The following is an 18,976-nucleotide window of genomic DNA, read 5'->3' as shown; positions in this document are numbered from 1 at the left end:
GTCAGTCACTCCCCTCTGCGGCGCGGTCGGTCCTCGGCATCGGTCGGTCGCTGCCTTCGGCGGCCCGGTCGAACCGTCTTCTGACCCGCTCGGCACTCTCGTGCGCGGCGGCCGTCTTGGCGACGGACTCCTGCGCCGCCCGCCCCGGCACGGCGCGCCGCATCGCCCTGGGCCCGGTGGGCAGGCCGCGCAGCCAGCGCAGGATCGTGGCCCGCTTCGGCTCCGACAGGTCGCGGGTGACGGGCATGTGGTTGGGGTCGGTGATGTCACGCGACAGCGCCAGCAGCATGGCGGCCCGCCAAGGCTTGAGCGCCTCCAGGTCGCCGAGGTTCACCAGGTGCTCGCCCATGATCGGATAGTGCAGGGCGTAGGGGGCCAAGAGGCGCTGCACCTCGCGTTCGAGGTCCTCGTCCGCGGGCGGGACGTGGGCGTCGCGCACGTGGGCCACGATCACGTCGAAGCTCGGGTCGAGGCCGGAGCCGTCGAGGTCGAGCTCACCGTCCTCGGTGACGCGCGGGCTGTAGCCGACCCGCTCGACGACGCCGTCGAGCGCGCCGCGCGGGTTGCCCGGGTCACCGGCGGAGAACGTCACGGTGGCGGTGCCGCCGGGTCCGGTCTCGACGGTGGCGGGTCCCGTGAGCACGGCGCCGGGGCCCTGGGCGGAGGCGAGGTGAATGGTCAGGCCGGCGGCGGGCGCGCCGCGGCGCCGCGCGTGCAGGGTGGCCGTCGCCGAGGCGCCGGCCTCGACGCGGTGCACGAAGTCGTCGGCCCTGACGTACAGGCCGTCCGCGACCTCCCTGGAGACGACGAGCAGGCCGCCATCCGGTCTGGGTATGACCAGCGCGAGGGGACGCCGGGCGAGCGCTTGGGCGGCTTCGGGAGTGAGCGGGAGCGAGACGACGCCCGCGGGCGGGAGGTCCGGGAGCAGCGAGACCGTGCCGAGGCCGAGCCCGGCGCCCGGAGGGAGGACGTCGCCCGCCGCCACGTCCTCGCCGGGCAGGACGGCGACGCCGATCGCGGCCGCCTCGGGGTGCACGGTCCCGGTCGCGTCGGCGAGCGGGTAGGCGTTGCCGAGGTCGAGCACGAGCCGGTCGCCGGTCACGACGGCCACGGCCGCGCCGATCGGGACCTCCTCGGTCAGCAGGCCCCCGTCGAGGCGGCGGCCGGCGACGAACGACATCGGCTCCCCCGCCCGCCACGGCCCGATGCAGCCGGTGAGCCTGCCGGTCGCGAAGGTGACGCCACCGCGCCTGGCGTCGATCCCGAACACGTTGAGACCGATCGACAGCCGCTGCGGCGACGCCGCGCGCAGGGCGGCCAGCACGGGGACGGAGCCGGCGCCCGGGCCGTACTCGACATCCTCCAGGACGGAGATCCACGAGGCGCCCAGCCCGCCGAAGCCGTCGCCGGGGACGCGCTGCCACAGGTCACGGAAGGCCGCCGGCCGGTAGCGGCCGGACAGCAGCGTCTCGCCGCCGTGGCCGGTGAGGCGGACGGTCAGCCCCCAGATCTCGGTGGAGAACTGCCACTCGGGATCGAGGTCGGCGAGCTTGGCGGCGGCCCGGTCGCGGGTGGCGGCCACGACCAGCCCGAAAGCCGGGTCGTCCGCCGTCAGCGGCGCGCCTGGCGCGCCCTCCCCGCCGTCGACCACGCAGCCGAGCAGGTCGAACGTGCCGCCGCCGTACGGGTTCCAGCCCGGATCCGGCACGCCGCCCGAGCCGAAGGAGGACGGGTCGTTGTTCATGGTCGGCACGTCGCTGAGGAACCGGCCCGCGAAGGTGACGCGCGGGCTGTCGAGATGGCTCATCGTGGCGCTCCCCCTGTCCGTTCAGTATCGGATCGTGCGAAGGACGCTGAGATCGGGATCGGCCCCCGTCAACCCCCACCACACACTGATGCCGCACCGCCGGGCCGGGCACTGCCCTCAGGGATAGACCTCAGGGACCGCTTCCGGAGGCAGCGCTCCGCCGGAATCTTCACGACTTTTCCGGCTGCGCTCGGGTACGGCATGCTAATGATCTGTAAGCACCCGCCCGCGATCGCCGCGGGCCGAGGTCACGATCACGCGCACATCCAGCAGTGATCACATACCGCGATCGAGCGGCTGCCAATCGTCAATCGAAGGTTGTGAGACTCATCGAGACACATGACGGAGGTACCTGATGCCCTTCCTGACCCAGCTCGCCGACGTCGCCCGCCGCACCGGGCACCCCGTGACCGAGGTGGGCGGCTGGAGGACCCGCGGCCACGGGCCGCAGCCGGAGGTGCAGGGCATCGTCTGCCATCACACCGCCGGACCGGCCGGAGGCGGCGACTACCCCTCGCTCGCGGTGGTGCGCGACGGCCGCCCCGGGCTCGACGGGCCGCTGTCGCACTTCGGCCTGGGCAGGTCGGGGCACATCTACGTCATCGCGGCCGGGCGCTGCTGGCACAACGCCCCCTCGACCTCGCCGCGGCACGACAACTCCAGCTCGATCGGCATCGAGGCGGAGAACGACGGCTCCCAGCCGTGGCCGGAGGTCCAGCTGGACGCCTACCGGAAGCTCTGCGCCGAACTGTGCCGCGCGTTCGCGCTGCCCGCCTCGCGGGTCAAGGCGCACCGTGAGGTCAACACCTCCAAGCCCGACCCCCACTCCATCGACATGAACGCCTTCAGGGCGGCCGTCGCCGCCCTGATCAACGGCGGGCCCGTGCCCGCGCCCGGACCATCCACCCCCACCCCATCCTGGACGGAGGAGATCTTGAGAGAGCTCCCGCTGATCAAGCCCGGTGACGACAACTTCGACGTCAAGACCGTCAGAGGCTGCCTGTTCGCGCGGGGGCACGTGCCGCCGGCCGCGTACGCCGGCATCCAGGACGGCCTGGAGGGGTGGCTGAAGACCACGCAGTGCGACAACGGGCTGGTGGAGCTGGTCCGCGGCTTCCAGCGGGCCGAGGGCATCGACGAGGACGGCTTCGTCGGGCCCGCGACGTGGGGGCCGCTGCTGCGCGTGTAGCCGGCCCCGGAGCCTGAGCCCTGCCGGAAATGGGCGGGACGGGCCCGCGGCGGGGGGCGTGCCATACTTCGGGGATGGCGCGGATCGTCTTCATCGGGGTCGGTGACGTGGAGCTGACGCGCCGCGTCGCCTCCGCCCTGATGCTCACCCCCTCGCTGCACGGCGAGCTGGAAATCGTGCTGCACGACGACGACCCCGGCCGGCTGGCGACCACCGAGCGGTTGGTGCGCGCGCTCGACGCCGAGGCGCGGGCGGACGCGAAGATCCGCAGTGTGTTCGACCGCCGGCAGGCCCTCAAAGGCGCCGGGTTCGTCGTCGCCCACCTCGACGTCGGAGGGTTCGAGGCGACGCTGCGCGACTTCGAGATCCCCCACCGCTACGGCCTGCGCCAGACCATCGGCGACACGATCGGCATCGGCGGCGTCTTCCGCGGGCTGCGCACGATCCCCGTGCTGGTCGAGCTGGCCGCGCAGATGGCCGAGGAGTGCCCCGACGCGTGGCTGCTGAGCTGCAGCGACCCGATGGCGATGACCGGGTGGGCGGTGCACGAGGCGACGGGGTTCGAGCGGTTCGCCGGGCTCTGCCACTCGGTGTGCGACACGCACGCGTACCTGGCCGATCTGGTGGGCCGCGACGAGGACGAGGTGAGCTTCCTCAGCGCGGGCCTCAACCACCAGTCGTTCGTGCTGCGTTTCGAGGCCGGCGGGCGCTCGCTCTACCCGGAGCTCGACGCGGTGCTCGACGCCGACCCGCAGCTCAAGCGGCACGTCCGCGCCGAGCTCTACCGCACCTTCGGCTACTTCCCCACGCAGTCGAGCGAGCACGCCGCCGAATACGTGCCCTGGATCATGCGTCACCCCGACGAGACCGCCCGGCTCGGCGTGCCGGTCGAGGAATACCTGCGCCGGGTCGGCAAGAGCCTGCACCTGTACGAGGAGACACGGCGGGCCCTGTCCGCCGGCCACCCGCTGCTGATCCGCTGGCAGCACCAGGAGCCCGCCGCGGCGGCGATCCTGGCCATGCTGACCGGCGAGGAGAAGGAGATCTACGTCAACGTGGCCAACCGGGGGCTGATCGGCAACCTGCCCGAGGGCAGTTGTGTGGAGGTGCCGGCCGTCTTCGGCGCGGGCGGGGTGCGCCCCCGGGCCGTGGGCGAGCTGCCCGTGCAGCTGGCCGCGCTCAACCGGACCTTCCTCAACGTGGTCGAGCTGACCGTGCGTGCCGCCCTCGACGGCGAGCGCGCGCACGTCTACCACGCCGCGATGCTCGACCCGAACACGGCGGCCACGCTGCCGCTGCCCGCGATCGAGCGGCTGTGCGACGAGCTGATCGAGGCGCACGGCGACCTGCTGCCGCCGGCGGTCCGTGCATGAGTGAGTCGATGCCGACCGAGGTGCGGCGCGAGCGCATGCTGGCGCTGCTCACCGAGCAGGAGTTCGCCCGGGTCGCCGAGCTGGCCGAGGCGTTCGGGGTCTCCAGCGTGACCGTCCGCGCGGACCTCGACGCGCTGGAGGAGCAGGGCCGGGTGCGCCGGGTGCGCGGCGGCGCCGTGTCGGCCGGGCCCGCGCCGCACGTCGAGCCGTCGTTCGAGCTGTCGCTGGGCACGGCGGCGGTGGAGAAGTCGCTCATCGGGAAGATCGCCGCCCGGCTGGTCGGCTCGGGCGAGAGCGTGCTGATGGGGGCCGGCACCACGACCTCCTACGTGGCCAGGGAGCTGGTCGCGCGCTCCGACCTGACCGAGGTGACGGTGTTCACCAACGGGCTGCGCACGGCGCTGGAGCTGGAGCCCGCGCTGCCCAGGATCTCGGTCGTGGTGACCGGCGGCAGCCTGCGCCGCCAGCAGCACTCGCTGGTCGACCCGCTGGGCGGCAAGCTGCTGGAGGGCATCAGGGCCCACACCGTCATCCTGGGCTGCGGCGGCGTGGACGCCGCGGGCGGGGTGACCAACGTGAGCCTGCCCGACGCGGAGATGAAGCAGCGCATGTTGCGCGCCGCGGCCAGGAAGATCCTGGTCGCCGACGCGTCCAAGCTGGGCGTGGTGGAGATGGCGCCGATCTGCGCGATCGGCGACATCGACCTGCTGATCACCGGCGAGTCGGCCGACCCGGAGTGCGTGGCGGCGCTCAGGGACAAGGGCCTGGAGGTCGAGATCGCCCGCTGAGCGCCGAGCTCACCCGCGCAGGGCCTCGGGGAGGAGGTCGCCGTGGGCGCGGGTCAGTTCGTCCGCCATGTGCCAGATGTCCTCCAGCGGAAGTGACGCGGCGGTGTTGGGGTCGATCATCAGCGCGTGCCTGACGTGGCGGGGCTCTCCTTCCAGCGCGGCACGTACAGTGAGCTCATTGACGCTGACATAAGTCCTGTTCAGAGCGGCGAGTTGCGGGGGCAGAGCACCGACCGCGGTCGGCCTGACGCCGGTCGCGTCGACCGCGCAGGGCACCTCCACCACGCAGCCGTGCGGCAGGTTCGAGATGAGCCCGTCGTTGACGACGTTGCCGTAGACGACGCGGGGGGTGCCGGTGACGACGCTGTGGATGATCTGGGGGGCGTACTCGTCGGTGCCGGCGATGTCCAGCTCGCCGCCGTGCCGGACGAGGTCGCGGGTGCGCTTGTACTCGGCCAGGTTCTCCTCGCTGACCCGCAGGTACTCCCCCACCGGGATGCGCAGCCGGTCGATCTCGGAGTCGTGGTGCATCAGCCAGGGCACGTACTCGGCGGAGTGCTCGCTGGTCTCCGTCGGGTAGTAGCCGAGCCGCCGGTACATGTCCACCCGCACCCTGCGGCGCAGCTGCGGGTCGTCCACGTCGAGGAGCGGGTAGAGGTCCTGCCCGTCGCGCTCGAAGCGCAGCACCCACGCCTGGTGGTTGACTCCGGCCGCGAGGTAGGTGATCTCCTCGTACGGCACGTTCACCAGCTCAGCCAGGTCCCGCATGGTCCAGTAGACCGAGTGGCACAGGCCGACGACGTTCTTCACCTTGCCCGACAGGTACCAGACGTTCATGGCCATCGGGTTGGTGTAGTTGAGCAGGAGCGCGTCGGGGCAGACCGCGTTGATGTCCGCCGCCAGCGCGTCGAGCAGCGGGAACGTGCGCAGCGCGCGGAAGATGCCGCCCGCGCCGATGGTGTCGGCGATGGTCTGGCGCAGCCCGTACCTGGCGGGGATCTCGAAGTCGACGACAGTGGCGTCGTAGCCGCCGACCTGGACCATGTTGATCACGAAGTCGGCGCCGTCGAGCGCCTCGCGCCGGTCGAGGTGGGCGGTGACGGTGGCGGCGTCGCCGGTGATGCGGCGGGCCACGGCCTCGGCCACCTGGAGGCGCTCGGGGTCGATGTCGTGCAGGGCGATCCGCATGCCACGCAGCTCGGGGAACTTGACCAGATCGGCGAGCAGCCCGTGGGTGAAGACCACGCTTCCCGCGCCGACGAACACGATCTTCTTCATGCTGTTGCTTCCTCCCAGGTGGGCTGGGCCGCGGTGCCCCCGGCGGCGCGGGTGGAAAGGGTGCCGCAGGCCACGGCCACCGTCATGGCCTGGCGCAGCGGGCGGCCGCGCAGGAGCGCGGCGAGCAGGCCGGCGTCGAAGCTGTCTCCCGCGCCGACGGCGTCCACGACGGTGGCGGGCGGGGCCGGAATCTCGACGAGCTCACCGTCGGCGAAGGCGATTCCGCCTCGCTCGCCCCGCTTGACCACGGGCAGCGTGCCTCGGGCGGCCAGCTCCCTGACGGCCTGCTCCAGCGTGGTGATCCGCGGGCTGCCGGATCCGGCGCCCGTCGTGGCTCCCGTCGTGGCTCCCGTCGTGGCTCCCGTCGTGGCTCCCGTCGCCGCGACGGCGCGGGCGATGGCCAGGGCCTCAGGCTCGTTCGGCAGGAGCACGTCGGTGACGGGGAGGACGTCCTCCAGGCCCGCCCAGCGGCCCGCCGGGTCGTCGTTGGTGTCGAGCGAGGTGGACGCGCCCGCGGCCCTGGCCAGCCCGAACAGCCCGCCGAGCCCGGCCGCCAGCAGCGGCTGCAGGAAGTACGACGACACGTGGACGTGCGCGGCCCGCTCCAGCAGCCCCGGCGGTACGTCGGCCGCGCCGAGCCGGTCCAGGCAGCCGGGAGCGGTGAGGATGGCCCGGTCGTCGCCGTCCACCAGCGCCACCGTCATGGCGGTGGGCACCGCGGGGTCGACGACGCAGGCGGACACGTCCACACCGCCGGCGCGCAGGGCGTCCAGGACGAAGGCCCCCGCGGGATCGTCCCCCACCCGCCCGACGAACGCGGTGCGCAGACCGAGCCTGGCGGCGCCGTACGCGGTGATGGCGCCGGAGCCGCCGAGCACCAGGCCGGCGGCGGGGACGAGCTGCTCACGCTGGCCGAACTCGGGGTGGCGAGGCGAACCCGACACGATCACGTCCGGGTTGGCGTCGCCGACGACAAGAAGGTCGAAGGTCGTTCTGGACACCACGGCACGGTCCCAGGAGTTGTGAAACCTTGTCAAGCCTTGCGCTTTTTCGAAGGTATTGACAAGACTTCGAAAGTAACCATGATTGGCTCCAACATTCCGGGAGGAGCATCCACAGTGCGAAGAAGAACCGCGGTGGCCCTGGTCACGGCGATCATCCTGGCGGCCGCCGGCTGCGGGGGGTCGCCCCAGGAGGGCACCAAGACGGTGGACCCGCAGGCGAAGGTGAAGCTCACCTGGTGGACGGGCCAGACAGCCGACGCAGAGAAGATCCTGGAGGGTCTGGCGGCGGAGTTCACCAAGAAGCACCCCAACGTGACCATCGACGTCTCCTCGGGGGCGTCCACCACCGACGAGCTGCTGCAGAAGCTGTCCGCCGGTTTCGCCAGCGGCGTCTATCCCGATATTTCGTACTCTTTCGGGAACTGGGCGTCGCAGCTCCAGGAGTCGGGCAAGACCCTGGACCTGACGGAGAAGGTGAAGGACCCGGCGGTCAAGTGGGACGAGTTCGCCGCCTCCGCCCGTGCCACCGCGACGCCGAACGGCCAGGTCATCGGCTTCCCCGCGATCGTGGACAACCTCTCGCTGCTCTACAACAAGAAGCTCTTCGACGCCAAGAACGTGCCGTACCCGACCGACGAGTGGACGTGGGACGACTTCAGGGCGGCGGCCAAGAAGCTCACCGACCCGGCGGCGAAGATCTACGGGACCGCGTACTCGGTGAGCGGCTCGGAGGACACCACCTGGCACTTCTGGCCACTGCTGTGGCAGCGCGGCGGCGCCATCCTGTCGCAGGACCAGAAGCAGGCCGCGTTCAACGGCCAGGCCGGGGTGGACGCGCTGGAGTTCCTGCGGGCGATGGCGGTGGACGACAAGAGCGTCTACCTCGACCAGACCGACGAGCGCTACGCGCCGCTGTTCGGGGACGGCCGGATCGGGATGATCATCAACGGGCCGTGGACGCTGTTCGACCTGAAGCAGAAGAAGACCGACTACGGCGTGGCCTTCCTGCCCGGCACGAACGGCGACCACCAGACGGTCTCGGGCCCCGACCTGTGGACGCTGTTCGACAACGGTGACGCCAACCGGGCCTACTGGTCGTTCGAGCTGATCAAGTGGCTCACCTCGGCCGAGGGCGACTCCCAGTGGAACCTGGTCCAGGGCAACCTGCCGCTGCGTACCTCCGAGACGTCGCTGCCCGCGTACCAGGACTACGTCAAGGAATACCCGGGCGTGGAGAAGATGGTCGCGAACATGGCCAACGCGAAGCAGGCCCGGCCCACGGTCAGCGGATACGTGGAAATGTCGCGACATGTCGGGGAGGCCATCGCCAAGGTGCTGCAGGGCGCGTCCGCACCGAAGGCGGCGCTGGACGAGGCCGCGACCAAGTCGGCCCAGGCGCTGGCCGGAGGCTGACCATGTCGCTGCTGTTCGCCGGGCGGCGCCAGAGCGCCGCCCACCGCGCGGCGATCCCGTCCGGCAGGGTGCGGTGGCTGCACCGCACCCTGGTCGGCTGGGGGTTCGCGGGCCCCGCCACCGCGCTGGTGGTGGGCCTGTCGATCTTCCCCGCGGCGTGGGCGTTCCTCATCTCGCTGCAGAAGTGGAACGGCATCGCCCCGGCCAAGCCCATCGGCCTGCTCAACTACCAGTTCATGGCCCAGGACCCCGATCTGCTCGCGGCGGTCCAGCACACGCTGGTGTTCACCGTGCTGTTCGTGCCGTCGTCGATCTTCCTCGGGATGCTCGTCGCCGTCGCGCTCAACCGGCCGATCAAGCTGGTCGGCTTCTACCGTACGTGCATCTTCATCCCCTTCGTCGCCTCGGCGGCGGCGACCGGCATCCTGGCCAGCTTCGTCTTCAACCCCCAGTACGGCGCCGCCAACAGCGTCCTGCGCGTGCTCGGCCTGCCGCAGCAGCAGTTCCTGGAGAGCCAGTCGCAGGCGCTGGCCGTGATCTGCCTGATCGCGCTGTGGGGGCAGGTCGGTTTCACGGTGGTCGTCTACCTGGCCGCGCTGCAGGACATCCCCAAGGACGTGGTCGAGGCGGCCCGCATGGACGGCGCCAACCGCTGGCAGGTCTTCCGGCACGTCACGCTGCCCGCGCTCGGGCCGGTCACGGTGTTCACCTCCATCTGGCAGACGATCACCGCGCTGCAGCTCTTCGACCTGGTCTTCACCACGACCAGGGGCGGTCCGCTGGGGGCGACGCAGACGATCGTGTACTACGTCTACACCCAGGCGTTCAAGCTCACGAAGTTCGGCTACGGCTCGGCCGTCGCCTACGGGCTGTTCGCCGTGACCATGCTGATCACCGTCGGGATGATCCTCTACTCCCGGCGCAGCAAGATCGAGGCCTTCTGATGAGACGCCTGCCGTTCAGCCCCTGGCATCTGCTGCTGATGCCGCTGGCCCTGCTGTTCGCGCTGCCGCTGGTGCAGATGGTGCTGACCGCGTTCATGCCGGACGGCGACATCAACCGCTTCCCGCCCCGCTTCATCCCGAGCCGGCTGCAGCTCGACGGCTTCATCGGCCTGTTCAGCCAGTCGCAGGCGCTGCGCTGGCTGCTCAACACCGTCATCGTGTCCACCATCGCCGTGGTCGCGCATCTCGCGCTCTGCTCGATGGCCGGCTACGGCTTCGCCCGGCTGAAGTTCTTCGGCAAGAACGCCGGGTTCCTGATGATCCTGGCCACCATCATGATCCCGGCCCAGCTGCTGATGATCCCGACGTACGTGATGTTCACCCGGCTCGGCCTGATCGACACCCTGGCGGCGGCGTTCGTGCCGTGGCTGGCGTCGGCCTTCGGGATCTTCCTCATGCGGCAGTTCTTCCTGTCGCTGCCCGCCGAACTGGAGGACGCGGCCCGCATCGACGGCTGCACCACGTTCGGGGTGTTCTGGCGGGTGGTGCTGCCGCTGGCCAAGCCGGCCCTGGCCACGCTCACCGTGTTCACCCTGCTGGGCTCGTGGAACGACCTGATCTGGCCGCTGGTCGCGATCAGCGACGAGAGCATCTACACGATCCAGCTGGGCCTGGCCAACTTCCAGGGCACCCGGCACACGCAGTGGTCGCTGCTCATGGCCGGCAATGTGGTGGCGACGATGCCGCTCATCATCGCCTTCATCGTGGCGCAGCGGCAGTTCGTGGCCACGATGACGTTCAGCGGCCTGAAGGGGTGAGGCGGGCCGGGTTCAGCGGACCAGCCGGAAGAACGCGCGGACGTCGGCGACCAGCAGGTCCGGCGCCTCCATGGCGGCGAAGTGGCCGCCCCGGCCGAACTCCGACCAGTGGATCACGTTGTGCTCGCGCTCGGCGACGCGGCGGATCCCGGCGTCCCCGGGAAAGACCGCCACCCCGGTGGGGACGTCGGACTTGTCCACGGGCTGCCCCCAGTCGGTCGCGCCCTCCTTGTACAGGCGGGCCGACGACCCCGCGGTACCGGTGAACCAGTAGATGGAGACGTCGGTGAGCAGCTGGTCGCGGTCCACGGCGTCTTCGGGCAGGTCGCGGGCGGGGTCGGTCCACTCCTTGAACTTCTCGGCGATCCAGGCCATCTGACCCACGGGAGAGTCGTGCAGGCCGAAGGCCAGCGTCTGCGGGCGGGTCGACTGGATCATGGCGTAACCCGAGCGGTCGTGGTCGGTGTAGAGGGCCAGCCGGGCCCGCTCCGCCTCCGTCAGCCCCTCCGTCTCGCCGGGCTCGAACGACGGGAAGCCCAGGGCGCCGTTGACGTGGACGCCGGCGACGTTGCCCGGCGCGACCCGGCCGAGCTCGGGAGAGACCAGCGCGCCGGTGTCGCCGCCCTGGGCGCCGTAACGGTCGTAGCCGAGGCGGTGCATCAGCTCGGCCCAGGCGCGGGCCACCCGGCGCAGGTTCCAGCCGGTCTCGCGGGTGGGGCCGGAGAACCCGAAGCCCGGCAGGGAGGGCGCCACCAGGTGGAAGGCGTCGGCCGGGTCGCCGCCGTGGGCGCGCGGGTCGGTGAGCGGGCCGATGATCTGCATGAATTCGGCGATCGAACCGGGCCAGCCGTGCGTGAGGACCAGCGGGAGCGCGTCCGGCTCGGGTGAGCGCACGTGCATGAAATGCACTGTCTGACGGTCGATCTCGGTGGTGAACTGCGGGTAGGCGTTGAGCGCCGCCTCGTGCGCGCGCCAGTCGTACGTGGTCCGCCAGTACTCGGCCAGTTCCCTCGCGTACGAGGTCGGGACCCCGTAGGACCAGCCGGTGCCGGGCAGCTCGTCCGGCCAGCGGGTGCGGCCCAGCCGGTCGCGGAGGTCGTCCAGGTCGGCCTGGGGAATGTCGATGCGGAACGGGTCGATGGTCGTCATGCCTCAGACGTTAGAAGCCACCTAGGACGAATTCGGTCCTAGCTCGGAGGCAGAATGGGACCATGTTGGAGACCTCGGCCCGGCTGCTCAGACTGCTGTCCCTTCTGCAGACCCATCGTGACTGGTCCGGCGCGGAGCTGGCGGAGCGGCTGGGCGTCACCACGCGCACCGTGCGCCGCGATGTGGACCGGCTGCGCGAGCTGGGCTATCCCGTGCACGCCACGCCCGGCGCGCCGGGCTACCGGCTGGGCGCCGGGTCCGACCTGCCCCCGCTGCTGCTCGACGACGACGAGGCGGTCGCGATCGCGGTGGGGCTGCGCACGGCCGCCGGTGGCACGGTCGCCGGGATCGAGGAGACGTCCGTGCGGGCGCTGGCCAAGCTCGAACGCGTGCTGCCCGCGCGGCTGCGGCGGCGCGTGCACGCGCTCCAGTCGATGACGGTGCCCATGACGGGAGCCGCGGCGCCGGTCGACGCCGACGTGCTGACCGCCATCGCCACGGCCTGCCGGGATCACGAGGGACTGCGGTTCGACTACCGCTCGCACGACGGCAGGGACAGCGTTCGTTCGGCCGAGCCCCACCGGCTCGTGCACTCGGGGCGGCGGTGGTATCTCGTCGGCTGGGACGTCGACCGTCGCGGCTGGCGCACGTACCGGGTCGACCGGCTGCGGCTGCGGACGCCGAACGGGCCGCGTTTCGTCCCCCGCGACCCGCCCGACGACGACCTCGCCGCCTACCTGTCCCGCGCGATCTCCAGCGCTCCGTACCGGTACCGGGCGCGCGTCACCATGCACGCGCCGGCCGAGGTCGTGGCCGAGCACATGCCGCCGACGATGGGGACGGTGGAGGCCCTCGACGACCGCACCTGCCTCCTGCTGTGCGGCGCGAACACCCTCGACGAGATCGTCGTGTGGATCGCCCTGATGGACATCGGGTTCGAGGTGCGCGATCCGCCCGAGCTGGTCGAGCGGGTCGGCGCGCTGGCCGACCGCCTCCGGGCGGCGTCCCGGTGAGGCCGGCTCCGTTCGGCGGTGGCCTTGTCGAGCTCGATGCGGAGTTCCTGGCGCGGCCGGGGCGCGGGGATGACATGCTGAGGCGGGTGCGGTTGATCAAGATAGCGGTGGTGGTCCTGGCGGTCACGGCGCCGTTCGCCACCCTCGCCTACGGGGCCGCGGCGGTGACCTGGACGATGGCCGCACCGAGCGCGGGCCTGGTCGTGACGGTGACGGGCGTCCAGCCCGTACGGGACGCGCTGGCGGTGATGCGCCGCGAAGGCTGGCGGTTCGACGAGCCCGTCGGGGAGCCCGATCCGTTCGACCAGATTCCGGGGCTGACGAAGAAGCTCCCGCACGGCACCGTCGACGTGGTCGTGGATCTGCTGCCGGACACCGACCCCGCGTTCGGCGGTTCGGGCACGCCCACCTGGACCTTCGAGTTCACCTCCGCATGAGCGTCGGCGACCGGCGGTTCTCGATCAGGTGGCGGCGGCACCGCGGGCACGTCGCCGTGGCCGGGGCGGGCTCCCGCATGATGCTCCTGCTCTTCGGCAGTGGCGAGGTCGCGGTGTCCGGATTGTGCGGCGGGGGCACGTGCGCCACCGGGTGGTACGTCGATCTGCTGAAGGCGGCGCTCGTCCTGTCTCCCCTCGCCGCGCTGCTCCTCACCTGCTGCTGCTTCTTCTTCCGGACGGGGATGGCCGGCGGGCTGTTCCGGGCCCAGGTTCTGGCCTGCTCTGTGGTCGTGGTCGGATGGGTGGTCGCGTTGCAGGAGCTTCGGCACCTCCAGGAGATCGCCGCTCTTGAACACATTGTTTAAAACAACGAGTTGACAACATCATGTGTCGTACCGCATGGTTGGACGCATGTCGTCTTCCTCTGACCCCTTCGCCGCGCCGCAGCCCGAGCAGGCGCGGGCCCATCGGGTCTACGCGTCCCTGCACCGCATCTCCGAGCGGCACGCCGCCACCGACGAGCAGCGCGGCAGGCAGGTGCACCCCTCGGCCCTGGGCGCCCACGAGGCCGTCAGGCTCGTGTCGTTCCTGCTCAGCGGGGCCGCCCAGGTGCAGGACGGCGAGCCGGAGGTGGATCACGCCGACATCACCGCGGCGCTGAGCCTCGTTCCGCTGATGCGCGCGGAGATGGACGCGCTGGAGGCCGGGCTGCTGGAGATGGCCAGGGGGCGGGGCATGACCTGGCAGGACATCGCGTTCGGCCTGGGCCTGCGGACCGCGCAGGCGGCCAGGCAGCGTCACGAAAGACTGGCCGGCCGTACGACGGCCGACGAGGACCTGGTGGGGTCGGAGTAGAGACCGCCCAGGCCCCGATGTCCCGACCGGCCCCGCCCCGGCACCGGCTCCCCGGCTCACGTCAGGTGGCGCGGTGCCGGCCGGGCGGCACCGCGCCGGAGTCGTCAGCCGGCCGTGGCCGAGTTGCCCAGCGCCACCGGGGCGGGGCGTTCGCAGGTGCTCTCGACGTCCACCGATCGCCCGGACTCGGCCGAGGCGAGCAGCGATTCCATGATGTCGAGCACGTGGATGCCGAGCGTGCCGCCCGCCCTGGGCTCGCGGCCGAAGGCGAAGTCGATCAGGCCCACGCCGCGCCCGGCCTCCTCGTACCCGGCCGACACCGGAAGGGGACTGGCCTCCTGCTCCCCCAGCCGCGTCAGCAGCACGGTGCCGTCGAAGCGGTTGGGGTCGGGGACCACCAGCGAGCCTAGGTCCCCGTGCACCTCGATGTTGGGCGCCTTGGTCGCCACCGCGTCGAAGCTCATGACCAGCGTGGACAGCGCACCGGACTCGTGCACGAGCACGCCGGTGACGTGGGTGTCCACCAGGACCGGGATCTCCTCGCCCTGGCGCGGGCCCTTGCCGATCGTGCGCTTGGACCGCGTACGGCTGGCCGCCCCGATGACCGTGGCCACCGGGCCGAGCATGGTCACCAGGCTGGAGATGTAGTACGGGCCCATGTCGAGGAGCGGCCCGCCGCCCGGCACGTAGTAGAAGTCGGGATGGGGATGCCAGCGCTCGTGACCGGGCGTCAGCATCGTCGCCGTCGCCGCCACCGGACGGCCGATCAGCCCGTCGTCGATCGCCACGCGGGCCGTCTGCGTGCCCGTGCCGAGCACCGTGTCGGGCGCGCACCCGACCCGTACCCCGGCCTCGGCTGCGGCCTCCAGCACGCGCCGCGCGTCCGCGCCGGTCGCGGCGAGGGGCTTCTCGCAGTAGACGTGCTTGCCCGCCGCGATGGCCTGGAGCGCGATCTCGGCGTGGGCGGCCGGGATGGTGAGGTTGAGCACGGTGTCGATGCGCGCGTCCGCCATCAGGTCCGGCACGCTCAAGACCTCGACGCCCGCGTACGGCCGCACCGCCTCCCGCGCCCGGTCGAGGTCCAGGTCGGCCACCGCCACCAGGTTCACCTGCGGCAGCCGATCGATGGTCTGGAGGTACTGGGCCGAGATGGCCCCGACGCCCACGATGCCGAGGTTCACCGGCTGGCCCACAACATGCCCCTTTCGATGATCGTGCGCACGCTGTCGTTCTCCAGGACGTCGAGGCTGTGCCCGGGGGTGGCGACGAAGATCTTCCCGTTGCCCCATCGCCGGGTCCAGATCGCCGGCGAGGTCACCTCCCGGTGCCATGGGTCCCACGGGCGTACCTTCTGGGTCGTGGTGGCCAGCACGTCGATGTAGGCGTCGCTCAGCACCCAGTACTGCTCGGTGACGAGGTCGAAGTCGGCGATCCCCTGGGTGATGGGGTGGTCGGCCGCCTCGGGGAGCATGTTGACGGTGTAGGGGACGAAGTTGTGCCGTTCCGTGCCCGCGTCCTCGTCGTCGGGGTGCTTGCCGGGGTGGCAGGCGAACTGGCCGCCGATGAGGTGCAGGTAGTCGGAGGAGTTGCGGTAGGAGTCGGCGATCCCGCCGTGCCAGCCCGCCATCCCCGTGCCCGCCTCGATCGCGGCCCGCAGGCCCTTGAGCTCGGCCGGCTCGATCTTGCCCATGGTGTAGCACTGGACGATGAGGTCTACTCCGGACATGTACGCGGGGTCCGCGTAGGGCGCCGGGCTGTCGGACAGCCGTACCTCGAAACCGTTCTTCTCAAGGAAGGGTACGAAGAGGTCGGTGGCCGCCACCGGGGCGTGCCCTTCCCAGCCGCCCCGCACCACGAGGACCGTGCGCGTGTTCTCGCCCGCCATGCATTCGCCAATCGCTCGATGAACCATAAATCGGCCGTGGGCCGCCAAAGACATAGAAGCGGCACACTTCGCCAATTGTGTCTGAGTCTGGCGGAAAACTCCCGTTGATATTGCCGCCGATGACGCCGGGATTGTCGGGATTGCGGCACGACGCACAACGAGCTGGTCAGCGAGGTGATCGGCGGGGTGGGTGGTCGGGTGGAGTGGATGTGCGGGGCGGGCTCGGCGCAGGGTGGCCGGCTCTGGACAGGGTGGTGGCTGTTACGCCGGGCGGGCGGCGAGATCGGGCACCGCCTCGGTGGCGGCGGGCAGGCGGGGTACGGCGGCGACCAGGTCGCGGGTGTAGGGGTGGCGGGGGCGGGAGAACACCTCGTCCACGTCTCCCTCCTCCACCACCCTGCCGTCCTTCATGACCAGCACGCGATGGGCGAGGTGGTGGACGACGCCCAGGTCGTGCGAGATGAACAGCAGCGCCGTACCGTCCTCGGCCTGAAGGTCGGCGAGCAGGTCGAGCACCTGCGCCTGGATCGAGACGTCGAGCGCGGAGACGGGTTCGTCGCACACGAGCACGTCGGGGCGCGGGGCAAGGGCGCGGGCGATGGCGACGCGCTGGCGCTGCCCGCCGGACAGCTCCCTGGGGTGGCGGGCGGCCGTCTCGGGCGGCAGGCCGACGCGGGTCAGCAGCTCCAGTACGCGGGCACGCCGCTCGGCCCGCCCGCCCGTTCGCAGCGGCTCGGCGATCAGGCGTCCGGTGGTGTGGCGGGGGTCGAAGGAGTCGAGGGGGTTCTGCGAGATGAGCTGGATCCTGGGCCGGAACGGGCGCCGCCGGCGTTCCGGCAGGGCACTCCACGGCTGCTGGTGCAGGGTGACATCGCCTTCATCGGGAGTCAGCAGGCCGAGAGCCAGGCGGGCGAGCGTGGTCTTGCCCGAGCCCGACTCACCGACGATTCCCAGGGTCTCGGCGCGATGCAGGGTGAAGGAGACGTCGTCGACGACGCGGCGAGGACCGTACGAACGGGACAACCCGGTCGCCGCCAGCACCGGCGCGGGACCCGGACCTGGCGCCTGGACGGCGGACTCCGGCGTGGGAACGACGCGGCCCCTTTCGGTGGCGCGGGTGCGCTCGGTGCGGCCGGTGACGCCGGCCCTCTCAGCTACGCCGGACCCCTCGGCGACGTGACCTCCGGTCGCGCGGCGGGTGCCGGTGGTGAGGCGGGTGCCTCGGGAGGAGGCGGACGGGACGGCTGCCAGCAACGAGCGGGTGTAGGCGTGTGCCGGTGCCGCCAGCACGTCTCGGGCCGGGCCCTGTTCGACGACCTGGCCGTCCCGCATGACCAGGATGCGATCGGCGATCGACGCCACCACGGCCAGGTCGTGGCTGATCAGCAGCAACGCCGTGCCCGCCGCCTTCCGCCCGGCCAGCAGGCGCAGGATCCCGGCCTGTACGGTGACGTCGAGCGCGGTGGTGGGCTCGTCGGCGATGATCAGCTCGGGAGCGGCCGCGATGGCGGAGGCGATGAGCACGCGCTGCCGCAGCCCGCCCGACAGCTCGTGGGGACGCTGCTCCGCCCGCAGCGCCGGCTCCGGTACGCGTACCGACTCCAGCAGTTCCAGCACCCGCTCCGCCCGGTGCGCCCGGGGCACCACGTCGTGGGTGGTCAGCACTTCGGCGATCTCCGCGCCCACCGTCCTGAGGGGGTCGAGAGAGACCAGCGCGTCCTGGAGGACCAGCCCGGCGAAGCCGCCGCGCAGCCGCCGCCAGTCCCCCGGCCGGAAGCGGAGCGCGTCCCTGCCCGAGATCGTGAACGCGGACGCCCGCACGCGGGATCCCGGACCCGCCAGGCCCAGCAGGCTGCGGGCGGTGACGCTCTTTCCTGAGCCCGACTCCCCCACGATCGCCACGCACTCGCCTGGGGCGATCGAGAGTGCCACGCCCCGCACCACCTCGGCCGCCCCGAAGCTCACCCGAAGGTCCTCGACGGCCACGAGCGGGGACGACGAGACGAGCGCGCTCGTGGAGGCGGGCGTCTCCCCCGCCGTCGGCGCGGCGGGGGACTCCACCTCCGGTGGGAGCGCGCGAGTGGGATGCGCTCCGGTGCCGGCGGCCCGGGCGTTCGCGTTGTGGGTGGTGGTCATGCGGGCGGGGTCCTTCCTTCGAAGCGGCGCTGGAGACGGCGGCCGGCGACCGTGAGGCAGGCGACGGTCAGCGTGATCGCCAGGCCAGGGAACAGCGCCTCCCACCAGGCCACCCGCAGGTAGTTGCGGGCCTCCGAGAGCATCGCGCCCCACTCGGCGGCCGGGGGCTGCGGGCCCATCCCGAGGAAGCTCAGCCCCGAGCTGGCGATGACGGCCCCGCCGAGCCCGATCGTGGCCAGTACGGGGATCGGCCCGAGCACGTTGGGCAGCACGTGCCCGGCAGTGATCGCCAGGCGGGAGCGGCCGAAGGTGAGGGCTTGTTCGACGTAGCCGGAGCGGCGGACGACGAAGGTCTGCGCGCGGATCACGCGGGCGTAGTTCGGGATCTGGGCGACGGCGATGGCGAAGATGACGTTCCCGGTACCGGGGCCGATGATCGCCACGATGAGCAGGGCCAGCAGCAGCTCGGGCAGGGTGGACAGGACGTCGAACGAGCGGGCCAGGGCCTCGTCCAGCCACTTGGGGGACAGCCCGGCGGCCAGGCCGAGCAGCACGCCGGCGGTGACGGCCAGGACCGTGGCCGCCACGCCGATGCTGATGGAGTGCCGGGCTCCGTACACGACCCTGGACAGCACGTCGCGGCCGAGGTGGTCGCTGCCGAACCAGTGCTCACCGCCCGGAGGCGCGAGAGCGCGCAGCGGGTCGGCGGCCAGGGGGTCCGCGGAGGCGAGCAGGCTCGGCGCCGCCACGGCGACGGCGAGCAGCACGAGGACGGCGACCGGGAGCAGCACGCCCAGCGACGGGACCACCCCGCCCGGCCACCGCCCCTCCCCCAGCGGCAGCCGCCGGGCCGCTTCTGGTCCGTGGGTCGAGGTGGGTGCGGTCAT

The 18,976-nt window shown here is 71.8% G+C and carries 18 protein-coding genes; 10 read left to right on the top strand and 8 right to left on the bottom strand.

Annotated features, from left to right (window positions below):
* Window position 1 precedes the first annotated feature (1 nt).
* Entirely contained in the window at window positions 2-1,807 is a 1,806-nt protein-coding gene (locus AB0C27_RS45890; RefSeq protein ID WP_357858992.1) for a hypothetical protein, read from the bottom strand.
* Between the two features lie 355 nt (window positions 1,808-2,162).
* Between AB0C27_RS45890 and AB0C27_RS45885 the strand changes: the two genes are divergently transcribed.
* From AB0C27_RS45885 to AB0C27_RS45875, 3 genes are all read left to right on the top strand, one after another.
* Window positions 2,163-2,996 carry an N-acetylmuramoyl-L-alanine amidase gene (locus tag AB0C27_RS45885; RefSeq protein WP_357858989.1) on the top strand — a complete coding sequence of 278 codons (834 nt, stop codon included), beginning with the start codon at window positions 2,163-2,165 and terminating at the stop codon, window positions 2,994-2,996.
* Window positions 2,997-3,070: 74 nt separating this feature from the next.
* Window positions 3,071-4,369 carry an alpha-glucosidase/alpha-galactosidase gene (locus AB0C27_RS45880; protein WP_357858986.1) on the top strand — a complete coding sequence of 433 codons (1,299 nt, stop codon included), beginning with the start codon at window positions 3,071-3,073 and terminating at the stop codon, window positions 4,367-4,369.
* Window positions 4,366-5,157 carry a DeoR/GlpR family DNA-binding transcription regulator gene (locus AB0C27_RS45875; protein WP_357858983.1) on the top strand — a complete coding sequence of 264 codons (792 nt, stop codon included), beginning with the start codon at window positions 4,366-4,368 and terminating at the stop codon, window positions 5,155-5,157. The genes AB0C27_RS45880 and AB0C27_RS45875 overlap by 4 nt, the downstream gene beginning before the upstream one ends.
* 9 nt (window positions 5,158-5,166) lie before the next feature.
* On the opposite strand, the gene AB0C27_RS45870 is transcribed toward AB0C27_RS45875, so the two are convergent.
* Together AB0C27_RS45870 and AB0C27_RS45865 are read right to left on the bottom strand one after the other, a co-directional pair.
* Window positions 5,167-6,435 (bottom strand): alpha-glucosidase/alpha-galactosidase, encoded by a 1,269-nt coding sequence (locus AB0C27_RS45870; protein ID WP_357858980.1) that lies wholly within the window; start codon window positions 6,433-6,435, stop codon window positions 5,167-5,169.
* On the bottom strand, window positions 6,432-7,436 hold the full coding sequence (locus AB0C27_RS45865; RefSeq protein WP_357858978.1) for a carbohydrate kinase family protein: 1,005 nt from the start codon (window positions 7,434-7,436) through the stop codon (window positions 6,432-6,434). Before AB0C27_RS45865 ends, AB0C27_RS45870 begins: the two co-directional genes overlap by 4 nt.
* 117 nt (window positions 7,437-7,553) lie before the next feature.
* On the opposite strand from AB0C27_RS45865, the gene AB0C27_RS45860 reads away from it, so the two are divergent.
* From AB0C27_RS45860 to AB0C27_RS45850, 3 genes are read left to right on the top strand one after another with little or no spacing between them, the layout of a single operon-like run.
* Window positions 7,554-8,852, top strand: a complete 1,299-nt coding sequence (locus AB0C27_RS45860; RefSeq protein ID WP_357858975.1) for an ABC transporter substrate-binding protein — start codon at window positions 7,554-7,556, stop codon at window positions 8,850-8,852.
* Window positions 8,853-8,854: 2 nt separating this feature from the next.
* The gene (locus tag AB0C27_RS45855; protein ID WP_357858972.1) at window positions 8,855-9,796 is read left to right on the top strand and encodes a sugar ABC transporter permease; all 942 of its coding nucleotides are present in this window, start codon (window positions 8,855-8,857) and stop codon (window positions 9,794-9,796) included.
* A complete protein-coding gene (locus tag AB0C27_RS45850) occupies window positions 9,796-10,614 on the top strand; it encodes a carbohydrate ABC transporter permease (RefSeq protein WP_357858969.1) in 819 nt (272 codons plus the stop codon). Before AB0C27_RS45855 ends, AB0C27_RS45850 begins: the two co-directional genes overlap by 1 nt.
* Window positions 10,615-10,626: 12 nt before the next feature.
* On the opposite strand, the gene AB0C27_RS45845 is transcribed toward AB0C27_RS45850, so the two are convergent.
* Window positions 10,627-11,763, bottom strand: a complete 1,137-nt coding sequence (locus tag AB0C27_RS45845; protein ID WP_357858966.1) for an epoxide hydrolase family protein — start codon at window positions 11,761-11,763, stop codon at window positions 10,627-10,629.
* A gap of 62 nt (window positions 11,764-11,825) precedes the next feature.
* Between AB0C27_RS45845 and AB0C27_RS45840 the strand changes: the two genes are divergently transcribed.
* The 4 genes from AB0C27_RS45840 (at window position 11,826) to AB0C27_RS45825 (ending at window position 14,068) form a co-directional block, all read left to right on the top strand.
* Entirely contained in the window at window positions 11,826-12,776 is a 951-nt protein-coding gene (locus AB0C27_RS45840; RefSeq protein ID WP_357858963.1) for a transcriptional regulator, read from the top strand.
* Window positions 12,777-12,862: 86 nt separating this feature from the next.
* On the top strand, window positions 12,863-13,213 hold the full coding sequence (locus tag AB0C27_RS45835) for a hypothetical protein (RefSeq protein ID WP_357858961.1): 351 nt from the start codon (window positions 12,863-12,865) through the stop codon (window positions 13,211-13,213).
* On the top strand, window positions 13,210-13,578 hold the full coding sequence (locus AB0C27_RS45830; protein ID WP_357858958.1) for a hypothetical protein: 369 nt from the start codon (window positions 13,210-13,212) through the stop codon (window positions 13,576-13,578). The genes AB0C27_RS45835 and AB0C27_RS45830 overlap by 4 nt, the downstream gene beginning before the upstream one ends.
* A 46-nt stretch (window positions 13,579-13,624) precedes the next feature.
* On the top strand, window positions 13,625-14,068 hold the full coding sequence (locus tag AB0C27_RS45825; RefSeq protein WP_357858955.1) for a DNA-binding protein: 444 nt from the start codon (window positions 13,625-13,627) through the stop codon (window positions 14,066-14,068).
* 104 nt (window positions 14,069-14,172) lie between these two features.
* Here the strand turns inward: AB0C27_RS45825 and AB0C27_RS45820 are convergent, their stop codons facing one another.
* From AB0C27_RS45820 to AB0C27_RS45805, 4 genes are all read right to left on the bottom strand, one after another.
* Window positions 14,173-15,261 (bottom strand): Gfo/Idh/MocA family oxidoreductase, encoded by a 1,089-nt coding sequence (locus AB0C27_RS45820; protein ID WP_357858952.1) that lies wholly within the window; start codon window positions 15,259-15,261, stop codon window positions 14,173-14,175.
* The gene (locus AB0C27_RS45815) at window positions 15,246-15,953 is read right to left on the bottom strand and encodes a ThuA domain-containing protein (protein ID WP_346111904.1); all 708 of its coding nucleotides are present in this window, start codon (window positions 15,951-15,953) and stop codon (window positions 15,246-15,248) included. The genes AB0C27_RS45820 and AB0C27_RS45815 overlap by 16 nt, the downstream gene beginning before the upstream one ends.
* Before the next feature lie 261 nt (window positions 15,954-16,214).
* On the bottom strand, window positions 16,215-18,089 hold the full coding sequence (locus AB0C27_RS45810) for an ABC transporter ATP-binding protein (RefSeq protein WP_357858949.1): 1,875 nt from the start codon (window positions 18,087-18,089) through the stop codon (window positions 16,215-16,217).
* Window positions 18,086-18,976: an ABC transporter permease gene (locus tag AB0C27_RS45805; protein WP_357858947.1), complete on the bottom strand. Its 891-nt coding sequence runs from the start codon at window positions 18,974-18,976 to the stop codon at window positions 18,086-18,088. The genes AB0C27_RS45810 and AB0C27_RS45805 overlap by 4 nt, the downstream gene beginning before the upstream one ends.

It is taken from the genome of Nonomuraea sp. NPDC048882, from assembly GCF_040649755.1.
Classification (GTDB): domain Bacteria; phylum Actinomycetota; class Actinomycetes; order Streptosporangiales; family Streptosporangiaceae; genus Nonomuraea; species Nonomuraea maheshkhaliensis.
The sequence above is the reverse complement of the archived record's forward strand: the minus strand, read 5'-3'. Positions and strand labels throughout refer to the sequence as shown.